The sequence below is a fragment of the Candidatus Zixiibacteriota bacterium genome (assembly GCA_040753875.1).
Taxonomy (GTDB): Bacteria; Zixibacteria; MSB-5A5; order GN15; family FEB-12; genus DATKJY01.
Genome location: JBFMDV010000026.1, coordinates 47,419 through 65,667, shown reverse-complemented (window position 1 = coordinate 65,667; position 18,249 = coordinate 47,419). Strand labels below are relative to the sequence as shown.

Below are 18,249 nucleotides of genomic sequence, written 5' to 3'. Positions count from 1 at the left end.
CCGCCGATATGACGATCCGACAAGTGAAAAAAGGCGCTCGCGCGGCCCAAAAATCGGATTGCCTTTTTTTCGGGGTTGCCTATATCTTTGCGGGAGCCTTTCCGATAGGCTTCTGTTATAGTCAAGAATGACGGTCCATATATAGTACGATGGTCGGTGCATCCGGCCCGCAGGAGGTAGTTCGTTGGAAGTCCTGGCACTTATAGACAAGTTAAAACACTATGACGGCAAACTGCCGAGCCGTGCTAAAGACAATCAGCCGTTGGAAGGGTACTCCGGCAAGACCCCGGCCGAATTGAAGCGCATGCTGCGCACGATGCTCACCGCCCGACGCGTCGAGCGCGAGGAAAAACTGCTCCTGCGGAAAGGGTACAACCGGTTCTTCATCGGCTGCGGCGGCAAGGAACTCATGGATGTCGCGTTCGCCGAAAATCTTCGCCCCAACGACCCGTTCGTCGGCTATTATCGCAACAAGGCGTTTGATATTCACCGCGGGTCGTCCTTATGGGACAAAATGCTTGAGGCCATCGGAGACTATCGCGCCCCCAACAAGGGCCAGCAGATTCCGGCCCATCCGGGCTATCCCGATTTGGCGATCATCCCGCAGGCGTCACCGACCGGGTCACATGCGATCGAAGCGGCCGGTATCGCCGAGGCGATCGGACATCCGGTGCCTATCTCGCAGCTCTCACAGTATCCGGGCGGGCGGTATCCCGCAGATGCCGTCACGCTGTGCTGCATCGGTGAGGGATCAACCTCCGAGGCCGAGTTCGCCCGTGCCGTATTTTATTCCGTCTTTTACAAATCCAAAGCGGTGTACGCAATCTACAACTGCGGGTGGGCTATTTCGGTCTCGGTCGAAGAGCAGTTTCCCGAAGGGGATCCCACGACACCCTTCGAGGGGTACCAGCGTTTCGGCCTGAAAATTCTTCATGTCGACGGGACCGATGTCAAGGATGCGCTCGCCAAGGCAGCCGAGGCCGTGGATTATGCCCGGTCCGGCAAGGGTCCGGTCCTCATGAACATCCGGGTCACCCGTGAAGGGTCGCACTCCGGTTCGGACGACCAGTCGTTCTATATGGATCCAGTGGAACAGGACTGGCATACCTACAACGACTGCATTCTCAAAACATCCAATGCGTTTATCGAAGACGGTGTTATCACACCCAAAGAGATCGCCGAAATTTGGGACGAGCTCGACAAGAAGATCACCGAGCTTTCAACTGAGGCGGTGGCCACGTTTCAGCCGAAAACTACCGAGGCTGTCAAGAATCTCGTCTATCACTATGACTTTGAGCAGGCCAGGGAAACCTGGAAGAAATATCGGCAGGCCTGCCGATTCGACCGCGCGGAGAAGTTCCGGGAGTATCATGAGAAGGGATATTTCACCACGCCTGAGCTGCCCGAACATGTCGGCCCCATGACCATGCGCTTTGCCATCAACTACACCCTGTTCGACCTGTTCCATCTGACCGAGGATGTTCTCATGTTTGGCGAGGATGTCGCCGATTTCAGTGGCCACATGATCGAGGAAAAAGAAAAACAGGCCAAGCTGAAAGGGAAGGGGGGCGTTTTTCTGGTGAGTAAGAATCTCCAACGCGAGTTCGGCAATCACCGCTGTTTCAACACCCCGCTCGATGAAGTGGGGATTCTGGGGCGTGCGGCGGGACACTGCTATCAGGGTAGACGACCTATGCCGGAGATCCAGTTTCTGGATTACATGTCACCCGCATATCAGGTGCTCAAAGATCGTATCGCCACGACCTATCAGCGTTCCGGCGGCCTCTTCACGATGCCGATGGTGATTCGCACCACGTATGGCGGCTATAAGCAGGGTGCGGGAGCGTTCTGGCATTCCGAAGGAAACCTCGGTACTTGGATGAATATCCCGGGTCTGCTCATCGCTGCACCGTCGAATGCCTACGACGCTGCCGGGCTGCTTAAAACCGCCTGGGCGACCGACAACCCGGTGCTCTTCTGCGAATCGGTCGCACTCTATAATCGCCGCGACTGGGAGGGGGTCCCCATGGAGGCATCCGTACCGGACATTGACGAGCTTATTCCCTTCGGCGTAGCCAAGGTTTACTACCCTGAGCATACGGATGTCGGCATTATCACCTATGGCGCCACTTTCCAGATGTGCCGCAAGGCGGCGGAGATCCTCAAGGAACGCGGTATTCACGTCCGCATAGTCGATCTTCGCACCGTGAAACCGATCGATGAAGAAGCTATTGTTCAGACCGCCAAAGATTGCGGCAAAGTGATCGTGATCACGGAAGACCGTTTCCCGGGTGGCGCTGCGGCCACCATATCGGCAATTATCACTGGTGGCGAAGGGCTGTTCCATCTCGAGGCCCCGGTCAAGCTGGTGACGGCAATCGACTCTCGCGTAGCCTACGGCATGGATGGCGATGCCGCCTGCCTGCCGAATGTCGACAAGATCGTAGCGGCTGTAGAAGACATCCACGATCGATACTGAGCCAACTCTCGTTTGAACTTGCCGCCGGCCGGACTTCCACGGCCGGCTTTTTTTTGACCGTGGCACGTAGACTACGATCTGGGGAAGGCGCCGCGTAGATAAGCCGTCAGCCGCTCCCTGTCGGGCTTGTCTATGAGCACGTACCACGCGGCGACAAGGGCAACGGCGGTGACCACGCCGACGTTCAACCCGAAATCGAACCAATTCTGAACGCCAAGGAGATATCGCAGGATAAGTGCCGTCGGCACCGACACAAGCAAAGCCAGCGAACCGCTGCGGATCATTGAAACTGCCAGGTGCCGGAGCGGAAAAGCAAGTTGGCGGGACATCATCCAGGGGAAGAACGCAACATAGGTCACGACTTGCGGGACGGCCGCGGCGAGCGCCATTCCCGTCACGCCGTACCGTGGAATCAGCACGAACGATAGAGCGAGCTTGAGACTCCCCTCGAACGCCAGGGTATAGAACAGGAACTTGTGTCTGCCAAGGCCGAACAGCATGGCGTTGCCGATGATATGAGGAAGGTAAAACGCCGAACCTGCCGCCAGAACAACCATGACAGACCCGCTGGCCGCAAATTCCTGTGGCAACCACAGACGCACGAACGGGTGCGCATACAACACTACGCCGGCACACGCGAACACCGCCGCGAACGTCATGTACCCGCTGATACGAAAATAGACCTGGCGGATCTTTTCGTCTTGTCTCCGACCTTCGAGCTGCGAGATCGCCGGCATGAGTGGATTGCCGACCGCGTTGACGATCTGCCGAAGGTATAGCATCATCTGAGCGCCCGGGGCGTAGACGCCGGCTGCCGCCGGACCGAGCAACAGACCGAGGAGAATCGAATCGGTGTTAAATATCACCAGCCACGCAATCGAAATACCAAAGGCGATAGCGGAGTAATCCACCAGATTTCTGGCGGTGCGGCGATCGGCCAGATGCAGGTCAAGCCGCGTATGGGGACGAATACGCCTAAGCCACACGATAGCCGCCACCTGCCGGATCAGACTCGCGCCAAAGATGATCGAGGCCAGTGCCACCAGGCCAAAGCCGGCGATGAGCGCCGCGACCATGAGGAGCGTGCGGATAAGCTCCTCGCCGATCTCAAGCCCATTCGCGATATCAAACCGCTGAAAGCCGCCGAGTGACCCGGCAAACGGGGTCAACCAGAACCGCACAGCTAGGTAAGCTCCGATTATGTAGAATGCGTATACGGGTTGCTCTCCTGCCCCGGGCACTGACATCGCAATCGACCGTATGACCAACTGCACCAGGATCGGCGTGACCACCAGCACCAGAAACCCGGCGGTGCCGTACAGTATGAAGGCAGAATTGAGTATTCGATTCGTCTCACGGTAGTCAGAGACGGACTCCGACCACCCGATGAAACGTGTGAGCGCTTTTTCGAGACCAAAATCGAAGAGCGTACAATAGGTGATGGTTTGGAAGATGACGACCCACAGGCCATAGACGGCGCTACCCAAACTGGCCGCAATAAACGGAGTGAAGAAGAACGCGACGACGGTTCTTACAGCCAGACTTCCCCAGAACGCGGTGGCGTTGCGGATGAGTTGCCGCCAGAATCCCATCGATCAAAAATCCTTTGAGTGTGGCATCCGGTCGAGTATAATCGGTACTATTGGTCGCTGCAACCTGTGAAAAACGTTCATACTGGATACATGTCATTACGAATCGTCAACGCATCGATGGCCCTTTTCCGTCTTTGCGCTCAACCAGGTCTTAGTCTCGCCCTGCTCGCACTCTGCACGCCACCGGCAGCGGCTTCCCGGGTTGATTATCGGGGATGTATTCTCGCGTATCCCATCAATCAAGAGGTCTACTTTGCCCGGAAACCGGCGCAGCCGCCTACCATCGAGCGCATCCTGCCGGCAATTCTTCCAGTCGACAGTTCCGGGTGCGTTTTCCCTCCGATTGCTCGTGACAGCGCCGATTCTGCCCTCGTAGCAACTTTCAACGACTATTTCCGCCAACTCGATTTTGCCCCTGGGCTTGTCTCCGGCATTCAGAAAGCCCAGAACCTGTCCATCGGGATTCGTGTGCAGCCACGTGTTCCGTTTCCTATCGTTCTCTATCCGGTTGATTCGACCGGGCAGGTGGCGCATCCCGATCTGTATCTGGAAACACTTCGGCAAAACGGATTCGATCCGCCTTCTCTCATTTCATTCCCCTGGTTTCATGCCGACCTGAAACCCTGGGATACTTCGGCGGTCTACCGATACGTCCTGCTGAGGGTGTCGCTCGACAGCCTTGGTCACCCCGAAGAGATCGAAACAGTTCGTTCGACCTATCCAGCATTCACCCAGCAGATCGCGTCAGCGGCGAACTACGCCCGCTATGACCCTGCTCGTGTCGATGGCACCCCCGTGCGATCGGACTGTCTGGTGCTTATCTCGTTTTTCCCAGAGCTGTCGTATCCGTCCCAGACCTGGTCAGCCGATGCCCCCGACACCATTCCTCTTCTGCGCCGTCTGTTAGTGCGAACGGTCGTAGATACCAATGTCCTCCTCTCGCTCCCGATACCACGGCTCGCTTCGACGGATGAGCTTTCTGTGGGGGGGCGGATCGTACCGGCGATGGATTCCATGTCAGTACGTTTTGAAATCGACACCTTGGGGCGGGCTACCTTTCGTCAGATTCAGCCATACACTGGAAAACTGCTCGAATTCGCGCAGGCGTTGGCCAGACAGTTGCGCTTTTATCCGGCGCAGAAGTTCGATGGTTCGCCGATCAAATACTCCGGGCTTGCCAGAATCAGGCCATCAGGCGTTAAGACCATACGAATCGACTACCTCTTCATGCCGTTCTCCGAAATGTAGTTTCCAGATTCTATCATATTGTCCGACAATTGGTTGTCGGGCATTTCGCGTATGACTTCCCATAGCCATGTCCGCAGTTTCTGCGCTTTTCGGCCGAGTGACATTCCGAGGGGGCGCGCGACCAACAGCCAACCAATTGTCTTGTAAAAAGTTGCGAAGTTCTTGGCCAGGCAGGCATGCCCCATGACCTCCATATTCGCGTGACCACGTGTCCAGCCTGCTGATAGTAATTGGTAATCTGAAAGAAGCCGGCGACTGGTCAGTATAAATGAAAGGAAGAAGGAGATGGCGAAACTGATATGGTGGCTGGATATGGTATCGGCGATCTCGCAACTGACGGCATGCGCTTACCTTGGAGTCGTGTTCTGGGACATCCTGGCACTGGCGCTTGTGCTGGGACTCGGCTGCCTCGGCATCGTCTTTCTTGCACTCTGGATTCGCCAGATGGGGCGCCGTGTGTCGTGGGCGTATGTTCGTGCTACGCGCATACATCCGAAGGAAATTAGCGCTTGACTTTGACTGAGTGAACCATAACTTGATGGTCTTTGTTGGGACAGAAATGAAAGATAAAACGCACCGAATTCGCTCGAATCGCCCCGCCACTTGGCTGGCCTGCGTGCCGGCGCTGCTTCTGACTGTGGCCGCGATCTCCCAGGATGTCAAACTCCCCATTAGACAGGCCCTCGATGCCGGCGATACGACCTTGGCCATCGATCTTATCAACAAGGATATTGCCGTCGACCCGGCCTACAATGTCAATTACTACACGCTGGGACGGATCCACTATCAGCGGGGTCAGTACGAACAAGCCAGGCAGCAATTTGAGATCGCTCTGGAGAAGAAGAAGAAGGACTATGAGTCGCAGTACTTCCTCGGTCTTTGCTACCTGCACCTTGGCGATCTGGTGAATGCAGAGAAGACCATGGAGGATGGTCGCAAGAAGTCCAAAGATGGGCGCGCCATGTTCGAGGATGGCTTCGGGTTGGTGATGATGGCCAAGAAGGATTACCAGGCGGCCGATAAGGCGTTTCGCCAGGCGCTGGTGATTGACGAAAAGAACGCGCTGTTCCACATCCATCTCGGCGACGCCAACCTCGCTTCTGGCGTGCCCTCATTGGCAGCCGGTGAATACCAGAAGGCGCTCGAAACCGACACCGGTTCTACCGAGGTCTATTTTCATTGGGCGGAAGCCTGCCTCGAGATGAAAGACTATTCATGCGCGATCGAGAAACTCCGCATCGTGCTCACCAAGGACTCTACACATGCTCCCGCCTGGATGCGGGCTGGCGGTATCTACTTCAAAGCAGCCCTCTCGACCACCAACCGCGAGGAACGGGCTAACCGCTTCAAAGAGACTATTGGTTCGTACAAACGGTATCTTGAATTGTCGCACGCCAAGTCGGATTCCTCCACTGTTCGCGCCTATTTCGAAACCGCCATGGCTTACTCCAACTTGGGCGGGTATGAAGAGGCCGCCAATTATTTCCAACAAGTGCTGTCGATTCCGTACGAGCCGCGCGATATCTACTTTAATTATGGCAAGGCGCTTTGGGGGCTCAAGAAATTCGACGAAGCGGCGCAGACGCTGCTCAAACACCTGGACTGGGTTGCCAAGCAGGGGCCGGAGTACACGCCGACCATTTCCACCGGCGAGGTCTATCAGTTGCTCGGGGACTGTTATTATTACCGGGAGGCCAGGGACTATGTCAATGCGGTAACATATTACAAAAAGTCGCTGGAGTTCGACAGCACGCAAAAGCGGGTGCTGGAGAACCTGGCCGTCTCATACCACAGTCTGAAGAGTTTCGCGCAAGCGTTGACCTATTACGACAAGCGGATCGAACTCGGTATCGATTCTTCACGCTGCAACATCTACAAAAATGCCGGTTTCTGCGCGCTGAACCTCGCCGGTAACACCAATGTCGATGACGAGATGAATATCGACGGTGCCACGGGTTCCGACACGGTGGCGGCCGTATCATCCAACGGCCTTGACCCGAACAAGAACTACTACGAGGTCGCGGTCGAGTATCTCCAGAAGTATCTGGTGTGCATGCCGAACGATGTCAAGGCGCTCTCCTTGGCCGGCACCACCTACTTGTTCCAATTGAAGGACTGTGCGAACGGCTCGAAGATGTTCGAGAAAGTGTTGACCGTCGAGCCGAATAACTGCGAGGCCAAGCGGTCCCTGGGTTTTGCCTACTTTGGTGGTTTGTGTCAGAAAAATTATTCGCGCGCGCTGGATTTTCTCCTGGCAGCGCACGATTGTACGGTTAAAGCCAAAGGGGCCTGCGGCGATGTTGACCTGATACTGTGGATCGCACAGACCTACCACTCGCGCGCGGCCGACCGCGCCGCCAGTGACAAGGCCGGCTCCAAGGCCGATTTCAAAGCAGCCAATGAATGGTACGGCAAAGTGCTCAAGTGTCAGCCCGGCAACGCGGTTGCCAAAAAGGGCCAGAACGACACGCAGTTTGAATTCTGATTCGTTTGAGTGAAGGGTTGGTTGATTCGTTTATGCGGGGTGTGAATGGCAAATCAAGATAAACAAACGCCGTCCGGGCGCCAGATCAGCCAGGACGAACGGTTCCACTACATCGGTTTCGAGGTATATCCGGGGAAACCGAAGGACCTGTTTCGAAATGACGCTGAGAAAACGGAGTTGGTACGGAAGGTCGAGGCTAAACGAGCGCAGGGAGACCTGCTGCGCGATGAGTGCAAACTGCTGGAGGAACGCGTCTCCGGTCGAGAGCGGATCGTCCTGAGCATAGCAGCGGCGCTCGTCTTTCTGTCGCTCTTCCTGCCGTGGTACTCGGCCTACAAGGAGATTGTCGAGGAATCGGCGGCGCCGGCCGCGACCCAGGCTGTCACCGGTGAGGATACCGGTCAGCCGAAGGAAGAAGTGATCACGACCGCGCGAGCGTCCCGGAAGACCCACCGCGAGTATGCGCAGCTTTCAGGTTTCGGTTCGCTCATTGCGATCGGCGATGTCGCGGGCAAGATGTTCTCTTCGGGATTATCCCTGATGCTGACTGCCGTCATCATGCTGGCCTACACACTGCTCTGCGTCTGGCTTCCGTTCCGGGCGCTCATGGGCATGTGGAAGTCCAAAAAGACTGGCGATGACCTGGCGTTGCAACTCAAATACCTGCTGCGGTTGAACTGGCTGCCGGTGATTCTCCTGGCGCTGGCGTTCGTCGTGTCGTTTATCGGCGGTGACTACGGCTTCTCGGCCAAGGCACTGTATACCAGCCTTGGTTCCAGCTATGGCCCGGGGGTTTTCCTCGGATCGCTGTCGTGGGGGATGTTGGTGTCGTTGGGTGGCTTTCTCGTCCTGGCGACGAAGGGTATCGAAATATAACGGTGTATGTCTCTTTTAGCCTGGAGGGCTAATTCCCATGGTTAAACAAACGCTTTTCGTGACTCTCAATGCACTGGTGGCCTTTCTGATCGGTATCGGCCTCTACTACGGCGTGTTCCGTACCGCCACCAACCCCATCGTCCATTCGATCTACAAAGGCGGCCCGCTGGTCATCATTCTCATCATGACCCTGTGTATGCTGATTGTGTTCGTGGTGGAGCGGTATCTGTCGCTCTACGGCAACGCCAAAGGTAAGAGCTCCGTTCAGGTGTTCTTCAAGAAGCTGGTCACCCTGCTTCAGGGAGACGATTTCGACGGCGCCTTGGCGGCCTGTGACAAGCAGCGCGGCACCACCGCCAACGTCCTCCGGGCCGGTATCGAGCGGTATCGTGAAGTGAAAACCGACAAATCCATGAACGCCGAGAAGCGCATCCAGCTCACGCAGGCGGCTATCGAAGAGGCCAACGCCCTAGAAGGGCCGCTCCTTGAGCGCAACTTGATCGCCCTCTCGACCATCGCCTCCATCGCCACTATGATCGGGCTCTTGGGAACCACGATCGGTATGATTCGCGCCTTTGCAGCTACCGGCAACGTCGAGGGCGGTGTTATCGATGCCTCACAGCTCGCGGTTGGAATCTCCGAAGCACTGGTGAACACGGCCGGCGGTCTCATCTCCGGTATCCTGGGGATCTTCTTCTATAACTTCTTTGTAAATAAGGTAGACGCCTTCAACTACACCACCGACGAGGCCACGTTTGAGGTGATGCAGATACTGAAGTCGAAAGAGGGTATCTAAACTATGTCGGGTAAAGGCAAGCGTCGCGTCGGCATTAGGATCGATATGACCCCCATGGTCGATATTGCATTCCTGCTGCTGATTTTCTATATGGCGACGACGCAGTTCAAACCGCCGGAAGCGCGGGCGGTCGAACTGCCCCAGTCGCACTCGCAGATTGAGTTGCCCGACAAGGATATCATCAATATCACCGTCACCAAGTACGACTCGATCTATGTCGACTACGTCGAAAAGGACACCATCAATATCGACGGTCAGAATGTGGCGTCGAACGTCCGTAAGGTGATCACGACCCCGCCTTCGCGTGTGGCCGAGCAGATTCTTCGCGCCCGCGCCAAGAATTACAAGGCGCTTGTGGTGATCAAGGCGGACCGCCGGGCGAAATTCGGGGTCATGCAGGACGTCATGAAGCAGATGCAGGAAAACGCTCTGGAGCGATTCCTGATCATCACCGACAATGAGGTGGGGTAAGAGGAACGGTGTCGTCCGCCTTAGGCGGATTGAAAGGAGTGTGAGTGCCGCATGGCCGGCGAAGTAGTACAGAGAGAGAAAAAAGGTGGAAAGAAGGGACTCAGGCGTCCCAAACGCCGTGTCGCCATCCGTATCGACATGACGCCGATGGTCGATATCGCCTTTCTGCTTCTGATATTTTATATGGTCTCCACGGTGTTCGCAATGCCGCAGGCGATGGAAATCAACCTGCCGCCCAAGGATGATACAGTCATTGACATCGCAGAGTCGAATCTACTGACCCTTCGTGTTGACGAACAGGGCAGATACTGGTGGCATCTTAGGCGGGCTACTCCGGAGAATTTACCAAAGCTGATTCCGAGCGACCGGAACAAGCCTGATTCGGTTATCTACCAGTTGAACTCGGATTCGCTGCAGCACCTTCTGGTCAATCTCAACCGGGAGAACTCCAAGCTCAGCACGCTTGTTCTAATTAACAGAAAGGCCACCTATAACGATATGGTGAATATTCTGGATGAGATTGACTTGATCGAGCGTTCCTGGAACGCCTATACGGCCAAGCAGCTTGGCGTAAAAGTAGACCAGATTCCGTCGGACCAGAAATTCTCCTATCGTTATGCTATGGGAGAGTGGGAAGAGCGGGACGACAACATTATGCTTGAGGCACAGGCGGCCGCGCGGAATCGAGGTGAGATGTAATGGCACACGCAAACCAAGCCCTGTACTCGCCTTACGGTGCGTATGAACTGAAATCGAGGTACCAGAAGAACTTCATGTTGGGGACCGGCTCGGTTATTGCGCTGGTCGTGTTGGTTCTAATAGTAGTCTGGGTCGTAACGGCCATCCGGTCCGGTGAAAAGGTATATGGCGCACCGACGGTCATCAAGACCATAGCTGAACTGGGTCCGCCGCCGACCATTACGCAACGGCCCCCGCAAGTGAAGGTGCCTGAGGCAAACGTCGCCGCTCCCAAGATCGGTATCCCGAAACCGGTGGCCGACGAAGAGGTGGCGGATGAGGATGTCACGCTGGCAACCAAAGAAGAACTGGCAGAGATTGTGGCGCCCGATATCAGCGCCTCGCAGGGGAGCGATGTCGTAGTGGACATCCAGGAGGAAGAGTACATTCCACGACCGGATGAGTTTGTGCCGGTCGAAATCCAGCCTGAGATGATTCACGAAGTTATACCGGAGTTTCCTCGGCTTGCCAAACAGGCTGGTCTCGCCGGTACAGTGTGGGTAAAGGCTCTGATCGACAAGGATGGGAATGTACGTGACGCTCAAGTGGGCAAATCCTCCGGCACGCCATCGCTGGACGAGGCGGCCGTGAAGACGGCCTTCCAGAACAAGTTCAAACCAGGTATTCAGAACGGCCGTCCGGTAATCTGTTGGGTCACGTACAAAGTGGAGTTCAAACTGACCGACTGACCCCCGCTATTCGCAATTCGCCAATTTCAGCGGCGTCGCTATCACCAGCGATGCCGCTTTCATTTTCCGTTTTTCGGGAAGGAATCTTCGTCCAGTCACTAATCAAAGTAGAGTGCTTCAACGTCATCCTCTTGAAAGGACTGTTTTGGTCCGAGGGCAGAAAGGAGGTCTGAGGCTATGACATCATCCAACTCGACACTGTATCTCGCCTACGGTGCATACGAACTCAAAGCGGCGTATCAGAAAAACATGATCCTGGCAGAAGGGCTCGTGATTCTCTTCACCGCACTGATCGTAGGCGTATCAGGTCTGGTCATGACAAAGGAGGCTCCGCTCGTGATTCAGCCTCTCAAAACCGCTGACACAGTCTCCGCGTGGATATTACCCACGCCGACCGTGATTCTGGAAAAGCCGGAAGTACAGCCCATAAATCCAGCCAGACCGGTGGTCGAAGGAGGCATTCCGGTTCCTGTCGATGATGATCTGCTTTCAGATGACCTGGGGCAGATTCCGAGCCAATTGGAATTGCGGGCTCTTATTGGGACAGGATTGGATTCTGACTTTGGGGCGGGCAGTGTTGTTGTCCCGGGGGCCGCCGCCGACGCGTTTCCATCGCCGGAATCACTCATCATCCTTGAGATCGAACCGGAGTTCGTTTTGGAGGTTCAGCCCGAATATCCCCGGATGGCTCGGCTGGCCGGCATAAGCGGGACAGTCTGGATAAGGGCGCTTGTCGACAAACAGGGGAATGTTGCAGATGCATTTGTTTATCGCACCTCTGGAAGCGTGGTGTTGGACGACGCGGCGCTTGGAGTCGCGCATCAGAACAAGTTCAAGCCCGGGATTCAGAACGGGTATCCCGTCAAATGCTGGGTATCCTATCGGGTGAAGTTTGTGCTGACAGAGTGATCCTTTCGAGCCTCTGATTCAATCCACTTTTCAGCACGACGGCGCCGGTTTCAGACAATCGGCGCCGTTTTTTTTCCCGGGCAGCATCGGTAACTCGTTGTCCGCCAAGGGGCGATTTCTGGGCCGGGAGAATCCAACATTTTCCTCTTGACAACTGCACAAGTGTGCAGTATTCTTCGTTCAAGTCGATATAATCAGCGAGCATTAGGCGAAAAGGAAGAAGGCCATGATGGATTTCAGCATGGACACAGGGAGTTCGTTCTCCGGGCAGGGGCTGAGAGGTTCGGTTGTGTATTCGGCTCCGGGCAAAACGATGATTGGCCGGTATCTGGTGGCGTTGGACAATGAAATAGAGGCGGCGCCCGCCTACCACGATGAGGACTTCTGCTTTCACAATGCCGGCACCTGCCCGGATTGCGGCAGCGGTTTGATCCGGTCTGGGCTCTGTTTCAGTTGCCCGTCGTGCGGGTTCGGGACCTGTGGTGGATGAAGAAATGAGGCGGGGTCAGAAAAGGCGCGGATATGAGACTGAGTGATCTTGAGCGATACGGTATTCCGGCTCGACTGCTGGCTGTATGGAAGGAGCTGCAAGGGGAGACCCTGTTGCCGGTTCAGCGGCAAGCGGTGCGCAAAGGACTTTTGGGGAACCCCGGCGAGACCGGCCCGGGGAGAAGCTTGATCGTCACTGCGCCTACTTCGTCGGGCAAGTCGTTCTGTGCCGAATTGGCGGCAGCCAGGGCAATTGCGTCGCGGCAGAAGGCTATCCTGCTGTATCCGCTGAAATCGCTCGCGGAAGAAAAATTCCGCCGTGCAAGCACCGTGTTTGGATCGCTGGGGGTCGATTGCCTCATCGTCACCGGCGACCACCCGGAGAACGATCGGCGTTTCGCTGATGGTGACTATCAACTTGCGATTGCCATTTACGAAAAGCTCGATCTGCTGCTTACCGCCTCGTTGGACGCGCTCCGCAACGTGGCGCTGGTGGCGGTCGATGAACTTCAGATGATCGCCGAGCCGGGCCGCGGGGCGCTCCTGGAGCGACTTCTCACCAAGATCGTCGCTGCTACCTACCGGCCAACGCTGCTGGGGCTTTCAGCGGTTATCGGTGATCTCTCGGCGGCACGTTTGGCAGATTGGCTCAATGCCGAGGTGGTTGCCGAGACGACCCGGCCGGTCGACCTTATCCGGGGTGTTGCCACCAACGGGGAGTTCAAATACCGCTCATACAACGACGGCAGCGATGGAATGGAGCCGTTTCTGAAAACCGAACGCGGGGAGAACTCAGACGCGGCGATCCTGAGACAGATCAAAGAACAGCCCGGCTCCACGCTGGTGTTCGTGAAATCGCGGCGGGAGACTATCGATCTGGCGTTCCGTCTGGCCGCTATGGTGGACTGGCCATCGGCTGAGAGCGCGTTGAGTTCCTTGCTCGATGAAGAACCGTCGTTCCTGATTCGTTCTTTACATTCAACCCTGTCACACGGGGTGGCCTTTCACAATGCCGATTTGTCGGCGGACCAGCGCGCGGCCATAGAGCAGGCGTTTATACGCAAAGAGATCAAAGTGCTGTTCTCCACGACCACTTTGGCACTGGGCGTCAACCTTCCGGCCGACACCGTCTTTCTGGAGACAGTCAAGTTCACTTCCGGCGTTTACGGCGAACGCCCCGGGTTGATACCGATTTCGCGGGCGGAATTCGACAACATGACCGGTCGCGCCGGGCGTCTCGGCATGGCCGTTTCCGGACCCGGACGCGCAGTCGTGCTGGCCGAATCGGTCTTCGATCAGGAACTGCTCTGGCGGCACTATATCGATGACCAGTCAACCGGCACGCTGTCTTCGGCATTTGATTCGATGCCGCAGGAGGATTGGCTCCTCTCGATGATTGTCTCCGGCCTCGTGAGACGGACAAATGACTGCGAGCGGCTACTGGTGCACACCTTCCGGAACAGAGGGGGTGAGCCGCTCACCATTTCCTGGTTATCCGTGCTGGAGCGTCTGGCTGAACACGGCCTTGTCGTCCGGCATGGCGACGACGGTGACATTGCGGCAACTCCTGTCGGTGCCGCCATCGCGCGAAACGGACTTAGTTGCCGCGAGGGGTTGCACCTTCTGATGGGAATGGCGAACAATCGCCCGTCCACGCCGTTCGGCTGGACTGCGCTGGCGCTCGGTTCGCCGGACTGGACCATTCCGGCCGGCATACTGACACGACGGGAACTGGTGGACAACAGTGCCGTGAAAACGCTCTACCAGCGTTTCGACCATGCGGTTGAAGAGATCGGCGAGTTTTTGCCGGGCAGCCACCGTCGCCAGCCGCTTTCGTACCGGGCCGCCGCTATGCTCAAGGCAACTCTGGCGCTCGACGATTGGTGTCGTCTTGTCCCGGTCCAGCGTCTGGAAGAACGGTATCAACTGCATCTGGGGCAACTGACCAATCTTGGCGAGACCGCCGCGCATTTGGTTCGCGGCGTTGCCGCACTCCTCGAAACGGTCGACCGGAGTGACCCCATCATTCTGTCGCTCCGCCAGCATGCCTTCAGTCTGCAACACGGGCTGCCGGTCTCAATGGAGGAGATGCACGTTCAGCTTGGCCGTGTTCTTCGGCGCGGCGATTTCGCAAAACTCCACGCCGCGGGGATTGAGGAACTCTCAGCGCTCGCGGAGCTTTCAAGCGACGAACTTACGAAGCTTTTATCATCCAATAGCAAAGCAGACATAATTAAAGAACTACTCAAATCAATCAAGGAGGAACTCCCCATGACTGCACCCTACATGACCTCGTGCGAGATGATCGGTTCCAAGCCGGACTCGATTGAGATCGATGGTGGCATGACCGGCGACCGGTATCTGGTGAAAATCAACGGCGTGCCGCTTCGTTTAACTGGCAAATCGTTTAAGTACTTCACCAAGCTGGCCTGGGCCCGCGCCAACCGCGATGGCGGCTGGATATACAAAGAGGATATCGAGTCCGGATTCAACCAGGCGCGGTATTTGTACCGGATGAAAAGCGAACTGTACACTGGTCTGCGCTCAAGCTGGCCCGTGTTCGAAAACAACCGGCTTGGCTATTACCGGCTGGATGTCGAACCGGACAAGATCGTCATCAACTTCGAGAATCTGCGGAACCACTTCGACTATGAACTACGGCAACTGGTTCCGGCGACACGGGTATCCGAGAGTCGTTCGAATGCGCAGGTAAGTCTCTGACGACAGGTCGGTTGCAACTGACCATTGACGGGCAGAATTCCGATTGACAACCGGACCGGCGGGACGATCTTTGCTGTTGAAATAGCGTCACTTAGCCGATACAGATGGCTAAGGCACCAGTATGATCATTCGCAGCCGCAACCAGTTGCCGATCGTCACTTCGGATGTCGAGGCGGAATACCCGATTCTGCCCCTGATGACCGGGGTTTTGTTTCCGGGGATGATTCTGGCCGTTCAGGTCAGTCGACCTGAGAACCTTGAACTTGTTGCCCACTGTTCAAACGGTGCCAGGGAGTTTGTTGCTTCCTATTCTCATGCCGAGGTAGCCACACCCGACCAGTCACCGATCCAGCAGGTGGGCGTGTTTGCCGCGATTCGTGACGTCAAGGATGGTCCGCGCGGCTCCAAAATGGTGACTCTTGAAGGGATCCGCCGCGCCTCGATCAATCAGATCACCGGCACCACGCCGTTCATGAAGGGGACCGTGTACGGTATCGATGACCCGCCGTACGTGGCCAAGAATATCAAAGCACGAGTGGAGGAGGTCATTTCGATCGTCACCGAGATCACGCACCTCGACCCGATCTACTCTCCGGAGTTGTCAAATGTCCTCAAAGTGAACGCTGAAGAACCGTCGCTTCTGGCGGATCGCGTAGCGGCGCTGTTCCATTTCTCGCTCGGGGCCAAACAGGAACTACTGGAGGCGGCCACACTCGAACTACGCTATGAGCGGCTCCTGTTCTATCTGAACGGCGAATTGAACCGCGTGGCCACAGTGTTGAACATCAACGAGAACACAAAGAAGCGGATCGCCGAGGAGCAGCAACGATATTTCCTGCGACAGCAGTTGTATGAGATCCGGCGCCAGCTTGGGGAAGACCCGACCGAGGAAAAAGACGCCGCCCGATTCAGACATATTGTCAAGAATGCCGCCGATCTTCCGGCCGAAGTCATCGCGCGCGCCCGTATCGAGATCGACCGCCTTGGGCAGCTGTCGCCGGCCTCAGCCGAATACGGCGCTACGAAGGGATATCTTGATTGGCTTTTGAACCTGCCATGGGGGAAATGTTCTGCCGAGGAGTACCAGATATCTGACGTCGAACGGATCCTGTCATCGGATTACTTTGGCCCGGTGGCGCTCAAAGAGCAGATTCTCCAGCGGCTGTCGGTACGAAAGCTTCTTGGCGGTGTTGATGAAGGTCCGACTCTCTGTCTGATAGGCGCTCCCGGCACCGGCAAAGCCTCGCTGGCGAAAGCGATCGCCCGCGCACTCGGTAAGGAGTTCATTCGCATTTCCGCCGGCGGTATCACCGACGTTGCCGAGATTAAGGGGTCGGGCCGCACGTACCTCGGCGCGAGTCCGGGGAAGATCCTTCGCACGCTGCGCGAAGCCGGCACCTGCGACCCCGTCATTTTGATCGAGGACATCGACTACTTCAATGTTGACAATGATTCATCGGTCAACATGGCCCTTCTCGAAGTAATCGACCCGCGTCGGAACGCCCGGTTTCTCGACAGCTACATCGGCATCCCCTTCGACCTGAGCAAGGTGTTTTTCATCTGCTCGGTGCGCTCGTTCGAAGAGATCCCGGAGCAGTTCGTTCCCCGTCTCGAAATCATCGATCTGCCCGGATATATTGAGCGCGAGAAGATCGTCATCGCCAAGCGGTATATCATCCCGAGTCTGCTCAAGAAACATGGGCTGGTGAAATCCGAGTTCAAGGTGAACGAGAAGGTTCTGGCTCGGATCATCAACAGCTACACCCAGGAAGCGGGCCTGCTGGGGTTCTCGCAACAGATCGAGAAGATCTGCCGCAAGATCGCTCTGGAGAAAGCGGACAAGAAGAAGAATTCCTGGCACATCACCGAAAAGAACCTCGAATCGTACCTCGGCACGCCGACGTTCATTCCAGAAAAAATCGAAAAGCAGCCGGAGATCGGGTACGTGGCGGGCCTGGCCTGGACGGGGGCGGGTGGGGAGTTAATGTTCATCGAGGGGCTCAAGATGAAAGGGGAGGGGCAGATCATCACCACCGGTTCACTGGGCGAAGTCATGCGCGAGTCGATTCAAGCGGCCCATTCCTACGTTCGATCTAAAGCTGATGTACTCGGTATCGATTCTAATGATTTCAACGAGTTTGACATTCACATTCATTTTCCTTCGGGAGCAATCCCCAAGGACGGACCATCTGCAGGTGTGACCGTGTGTCTGGTGATCGCGTCGGTTATGGCCGAACGTCCCATCCGCAACGATATCGCCATGACCGGTGAAGTAACTCTGCGGGGACGGGTGTTGCCGGTGGCCGGAATCAAGGAAAAAGTCTCGGCCGCCTACCGCGCCGGAATTACTAATGTCGTGATGCCGAGAGAGAACCAGAAGGACATTAAAGAACTTCCTCGCGATATTGTTCGCAAAACAAAGTTCCATTTCATCGAACGGGTGGATCAACTGTTTGAGTTGTGTTTGCTTAACTACACGCCGTCTACCTATACGCTCGAAAAAATATTCGCGCGCGAGATCGCGCGGGCGCGCCGCCGCCGGACCCGCACGCACAAGAACCGCAGCGTCGCTGCGGGGTCGCAACGAAAACGCTGATCCACTTTACACCTGTCACGCTAACGATTCTCTGACACAGCACAGTCAATAAAGGCTTGACATACGCCCTCTATGCAGGGTATATTTAACAGGACGACGTATAGGGTCCCTGTGTCCTACAGACTACTTTCTTGTTACGTAAGCGGCAGTCACACCCCAG

General features: G+C 56.2%; 14 protein-coding genes. 13 read left to right on the top strand and 1 reads right to left on the bottom strand.

Annotated elements, in window-relative coordinates; translation table 11 throughout:
- The first annotated feature begins 184 nt into the window (after positions 1-184).
- A complete protein-coding gene (locus tag AB1644_10220) occupies positions 185-2,479 on the top strand; it encodes a thiamine pyrophosphate-dependent enzyme (protein MEW6051421.1) in 2,295 nt (764 codons plus the stop codon).
- A gap of 71 nt (positions 2,480-2,550) precedes the next feature.
- Here the strand turns inward: AB1644_10220 and AB1644_10215 are convergent, their stop codons facing one another.
- A complete protein-coding gene (locus tag AB1644_10215; protein MEW6051420.1) occupies positions 2,551-4,071 on the bottom strand; it encodes an oligosaccharide flippase family protein in 1,521 nt (506 codons plus the stop codon).
- 90 nt (positions 4,072-4,161) lie between these two features.
- Between AB1644_10215 and AB1644_10210 the strand changes: the two genes are divergently transcribed.
- The 12 genes from AB1644_10210 (at position 4,162) to lon (ending at position 18,089) form a co-directional block, all read left to right on the top strand.
- The gene (locus AB1644_10210; GenBank protein MEW6051419.1) at positions 4,162-5,319 is read left to right on the top strand and encodes a hypothetical protein; all 1,158 of its coding nucleotides are present in this window, start codon (positions 4,162-4,164) and stop codon (positions 5,317-5,319) included.
- A gap of 285 nt (positions 5,320-5,604) precedes the next feature.
- Entirely contained in the window at positions 5,605-5,832 is a 228-nt protein-coding gene (locus tag AB1644_10205) for a hypothetical protein (protein ID MEW6051418.1), read from the top strand.
- 46 nt (positions 5,833-5,878) lie between these two features.
- Complete coding sequence (locus AB1644_10200) at positions 5,879-7,804, top strand: tetratricopeptide repeat protein (GenBank protein MEW6051417.1); 1,926 nt, start codon at positions 5,879-5,881, stop codon at positions 7,802-7,804.
- Between the two features lie 45 nt (positions 7,805-7,849).
- A complete protein-coding gene (locus tag AB1644_10195; GenBank protein MEW6051416.1) occupies positions 7,850-8,680 on the top strand; it encodes a hypothetical protein in 831 nt (276 codons plus the stop codon).
- 37 nt (positions 8,681-8,717) lie between these two features.
- On the top strand, positions 8,718-9,476 hold the full coding sequence (locus AB1644_10190) for a MotA/TolQ/ExbB proton channel family protein (GenBank protein MEW6051415.1): 759 nt from the start codon (positions 8,718-8,720) through the stop codon (positions 9,474-9,476).
- A gap of 3 nt (positions 9,477-9,479) precedes the next feature.
- The gene (locus AB1644_10185; GenBank protein ID MEW6051414.1) at positions 9,480-9,947 is read left to right on the top strand and encodes a biopolymer transporter ExbD; all 468 of its coding nucleotides are present in this window, start codon (positions 9,480-9,482) and stop codon (positions 9,945-9,947) included.
- 51 nt (positions 9,948-9,998) lie between these two features.
- The gene (locus AB1644_10180) at positions 9,999-10,646 is read left to right on the top strand and encodes a biopolymer transporter ExbD (protein MEW6051413.1); all 648 of its coding nucleotides are present in this window, start codon (positions 9,999-10,001) and stop codon (positions 10,644-10,646) included.
- Positions 10,646-11,374: a TonB family protein gene (locus AB1644_10175; GenBank protein MEW6051412.1), complete on the top strand. Its 729-nt coding sequence runs from the start codon at positions 10,646-10,648 to the stop codon at positions 11,372-11,374. Before AB1644_10180 ends, AB1644_10175 begins: the two co-directional genes overlap by 1 nt.
- 177 nt (positions 11,375-11,551) lie before the next feature.
- On the top strand, positions 11,552-12,283 hold the full coding sequence (locus tag AB1644_10170; GenBank protein ID MEW6051411.1) for a TonB family protein: 732 nt from the start codon (positions 11,552-11,554) through the stop codon (positions 12,281-12,283).
- Positions 12,284-12,509: 226 nt separating this feature from the next.
- Entirely contained in the window at positions 12,510-12,773 is a 264-nt protein-coding gene (locus tag AB1644_10165) for a hypothetical protein (GenBank protein ID MEW6051410.1), read from the top strand.
- A gap of 32 nt (positions 12,774-12,805) precedes the next feature.
- Complete coding sequence (locus AB1644_10160; GenBank protein ID MEW6051409.1) at positions 12,806-15,493, top strand: DEAD/DEAH box helicase; 2,688 nt, start codon at positions 12,806-12,808, stop codon at positions 15,491-15,493.
- Between the two features lie 121 nt (positions 15,494-15,614).
- A complete protein-coding gene (gene lon / locus AB1644_10155; protein MEW6051408.1) occupies positions 15,615-18,089 on the top strand; it encodes an endopeptidase La in 2,475 nt (824 codons plus the stop codon).
- Positions 18,090-18,249 lie beyond the last annotated feature (160 nt).

Coding starts and splice junctions, on each gene's coding strand:
- AB1644_10215 (MEW6051420.1), bottom strand. CDS start 4,071: ATGGGATTCTGGCGGCAACTCATCCGCAACGCCACCGCGTTCTGGGGA.
- AB1644_10210 (MEW6051419.1), top strand. CDS start 4,162: ATGTCATTACGAATCGTCAACGCATCGATGGCCCTTTTCCGTCTTTGC.
- AB1644_10205 (MEW6051418.1), top strand. CDS start 5,605: ATGGCGAAACTGATATGGTGGCTGGATATGGTATCGGCGATCTCGCAA.
- AB1644_10200 (MEW6051417.1), top strand. CDS start 5,879: ATGAAAGATAAAACGCACCGAATTCGCTCGAATCGCCCCGCCACTTGG.
- AB1644_10195 (MEW6051416.1), top strand. CDS start 7,850: ATGGCAAATCAAGATAAACAAACGCCGTCCGGGCGCCAGATCAGCCAG.
- AB1644_10190 (MEW6051415.1), top strand. CDS start 8,718: ATGGTTAAACAAACGCTTTTCGTGACTCTCAATGCACTGGTGGCCTTT.
- AB1644_10185 (MEW6051414.1), top strand. CDS start 9,480: ATGTCGGGTAAAGGCAAGCGTCGCGTCGGCATTAGGATCGATATGACC.
- AB1644_10180 (MEW6051413.1), top strand. CDS start 9,999: ATGGCCGGCGAAGTAGTACAGAGAGAGAAAAAAGGTGGAAAGAAGGGA.
- AB1644_10175 (MEW6051412.1), top strand. CDS start 10,646: ATGGCACACGCAAACCAAGCCCTGTACTCGCCTTACGGTGCGTATGAA.
- AB1644_10170 (MEW6051411.1), top strand. CDS start 11,552: ATGACATCATCCAACTCGACACTGTATCTCGCCTACGGTGCATACGAA.
- AB1644_10165 (MEW6051410.1), top strand. CDS start 12,510: ATGATGGATTTCAGCATGGACACAGGGAGTTCGTTCTCCGGGCAGGGG.
- AB1644_10160 (MEW6051409.1), top strand. CDS start 12,806: ATGAGACTGAGTGATCTTGAGCGATACGGTATTCCGGCTCGACTGCTG.
- lon (MEW6051408.1), top strand. CDS start 15,615: ATGATCATTCGCAGCCGCAACCAGTTGCCGATCGTCACTTCGGATGTC.